Raw genomic sequence first — 2,730 nt, 5'->3', positions numbered from 1 at the left:
CAACGCCCCTGCGGGGTCCGCCGATGGCCAGCGCCGCCCCGGCTCGCCCCGCGACATCTGGGACGCCGTGGCCTCGGTGGGCGATCGCTGGCGCAAGCACTCCGAATCCCTCACCCGGCCCGGCAACGGCGACCTCGATGGCCGCCGCGGCCACAACGGCGGTCCCGCCAACGACCGGGACAACTACCGGGACGACACGCCCGATGGTACCCCAAACGGAATTCCTGACGGGAGGAACGCCGGAAACCATGGCGATTCCTTTCCCCCGCGCAATGGTGGGCACCCCGACGAACGGGACGCCCCCCTGCCGCCGTGGGCTGCCTCGGCCCGTAGCGAGGTGCCGTGGGAAAACCTGGACCGGGTGGGCTTTTTTCCCGGCCTGTACCAGACCATCCTGCGGGTGATGCTGGCGGCGCCGCGCTTCTTCTCCGGGGTACGCTCCTCGGGCTCGCTCAAGCGCCCGGTGGCATTCTACCTGCTCGTCGGCATCTTTCAGGCGCTTACCGAACGGCTGTGGTACCTCATGAGCGTGCGTGCCTTTGGCGGCTTCATCGAAGACCCGCAACTGCACGCCTGGATGGGCAGCGTCACCCACGACATGAGCCTGCCCATGACCCTGCTGATCTCGCCCTTCACCCTGCTGCTGCAACTGGCCGTGCTGTCCGGCCTGTACCACTTCATGATTCGGCTGGTGGAGCCGCGCGCGGCCGACCTGCACACCACGGTGCGGGTCATCTCGTACAGCGCGGCGCCAACGGTGCTCAGCGTGGTGCCGCTGGTGGGGCCGGTGGTGGGTTCTCTGTGGTTCGTGGTATGTACGTTCGTGGGGGTGAAGTATGCCCACCGGCTGCCCTGGTCGCGCACGGCGCTGGCCATCGGGCCGCTGCTGGGGCTGGGCTTCGCGCTGACTGTGCAACTGCTGCGCATGCTCATGTCCTCGGCGCCCATGTAGGCGGCCCCCATGCCGTCGATGCGGTCCGCGCCCCCGGGGGTGACGCTGCCACACGGCATGACCGGGCAGCGCAAGCGAAGGATGCGCAACGGAGAATGCGGGATGCGGGGCACCAGCCCCGCCCCGGAAGAACGCGGAAACGGCCACCGGGCGGGTAACCGGGGAGGCGGCCATGTTCAGGAAACTGCGCGCCTTGTGGAACGAACTGCGCGAACGGCGCAGGCATTCCCGCGAGATCGCGCCGCGCACCATCCGCGATCTGGCCGCCGAGCTGCGCGAACTGGCCGAGATCGCCGAGCGGGTGGCCCCCGTGGACGCCGAGACGCTGGTGCGTCTGCGGCGCATCCGCCACGAAATGAACGACCTGATGGATCTTACCCGCCGCCCGGAATTCCACCGCATTCCCGCCCAGCGCAGGCTGGACCTGCACAACGGCATCCAGCGCACCCGCGAACAGATCCTGGAATCGGCCCAGGCCGCCCCCACGCCCACCCCGCGCCTGCAATAGCCCGTCCGACGCGGTGACACGCCTCCACGCGCCACTGCCCGGCCCGCACCCTTTGCGCCCTTTGCTGCATTCCCCCACGCGCTCGCTCATCTCTACGGCATCATTCTTGCTGCGGCATGTGCACACCCGTCCGCACGACGGCTTTCCGACATCACCCCGTGCGTCCTTCCCCGGCCCGACAGGGCAACGGCAGGCGCGCGGCCATTCCCGGAGCGTTGTCCATGCCCTTCATGCCCAGCCCGGCATCCCCCGCCGAATGCCCCGCCCCACCTGCCAGATGCGCCATATCCGCCAGATGCGCCCGTCCGTCCCTGCGCCTGCCGCTGCTTGCGCTGTGCCTGCTGCTTCTGCCGCTGGTCATGTCCTGTTCCGGCCCGCCCAAGACCGGAGTGTACATCGACCTTGCCAGCCAGCCCGTCTTCTACATGGACGACTGGGTACGGCGCGGCAACCCTCAGGTCAGCGTGCGCCCGGTCACGCCGCCCAACCGCCCCCTGACCGCGCTGTTCGTGCCCTTCCGGGTCACCCAGCAGATGGAAAAGCCGGGCGTTGTCGGCCTGGAGGTGTCGCGCCAGATATGGCAGGCGTGGCTGTCTGAAAAGGTCTTTCCGGTCATCGAATTCGCGGAAAACGCCACCCCCTACCGGCGCGACCTGGCCATGCAGATGGCCGCCCTGCGCGGGGCACAGTTGCTCATCGGCGGCTACGTGACCCACTATGTCAACGGCGGCACCTCCGGCGATACCAAGCTGTCGGTGTCGCTGGAGATATGGGACGTGAACACCGGCCAGATGATCTGGGCCATGGGGCACGCCGGGGTCATGGAGCATCAGTTCGCCAACGATTTCATCCTGTTCTCCGCCAAGGCGCGCAAGCCAAGCGACCCCATGTGGGCCGTAACCCAGACCGTTTCGTGGGACATGGCGCAGGAAATCAAGCTGTGGATTGACCCGCCTGCGCCCAAGGGCTTGTCCAAGGAGCCCGCGTTCTAGGGCTGTCGGCGTCCATCGCCAATTCTCGCGGGGCGGCCATGCTGGCCGCCCCGCCACCGTTTGGCCTTTTGCCTGCCTCACGTTGTCAAATCCGCGCCCAGCCGCTATCGTGCGGCATGCCGTGCATCCGCCTTCATGCCGCCGTGGCGCGATCCTTCGCCCTTGCTCCGCCGCTGCCGGGCCGGAGGCTGGCACTGACGCTGCTCGCCACGATGTTCCTGACGCTGGCGGGCTGCGCCGTCCCGCGCAACGACGAGCCCCCCGCGCCCGGAACGCCC

At 68.6% G+C, this 2,730-nt stretch carries 4 protein-coding genes; all 4 read left to right on the top strand.

Annotated elements, in window-relative coordinates:
* Window positions 1–952, top strand: a 952-nt coding sequence (locus FVW20_RS11965; protein ID WP_196609795.1) for a YIP1 family protein, incomplete at its 5' end; no start/stop codon positions are given.
* Window positions 953–1,124: 172 nt separating this feature from the next.
* On the top strand, window positions 1,125–1,460 hold the full coding sequence (locus FVW20_RS11960; protein ID WP_196609794.1) for a hypothetical protein: 336 nt from the start codon (window positions 1,125–1,127) through the stop codon (window positions 1,458–1,460).
* 221 nt (window positions 1,461–1,681) lie between these two features.
* Window positions 1,682–2,452: a hypothetical protein gene (locus FVW20_RS11955; RefSeq protein ID WP_196609793.1), complete on the top strand. Its 771-nt coding sequence runs from the start codon at window positions 1,682–1,684 to the stop codon at window positions 2,450–2,452.
* A gap of 38 nt (window positions 2,453–2,490) precedes the next feature.
* The coding region (locus tag FVW20_RS19765; RefSeq protein ID WP_231039075.1) for a hypothetical protein at window positions 2,491–2,730 on the top strand (240 nt) is incomplete at its 3' end.

Source organism: Nitratidesulfovibrio oxamicus, from assembly GCF_015731765.1.
In the GTDB taxonomy this organism is placed as follows: domain Bacteria; phylum Desulfobacterota; class Desulfovibrionia; order Desulfovibrionales; family Desulfovibrionaceae; genus Cupidesulfovibrio; species Cupidesulfovibrio oxamicus.
This window is presented reverse-complemented; position numbering and strand designations above follow the sequence as displayed.

Coding starts and splice junctions, on each gene's coding strand:
- FVW20_RS11960 (WP_196609794.1), top strand. CDS start 1,125: ATGTTCAGGAAACTGCGCGCCTTGTGGAACGAACTGCGCGAACGGCGC.
- FVW20_RS11955 (WP_196609793.1), top strand. CDS start 1,682: ATGCCCTTCATGCCCAGCCCGGCATCCCCCGCCGAATGCCCCGCCCCA.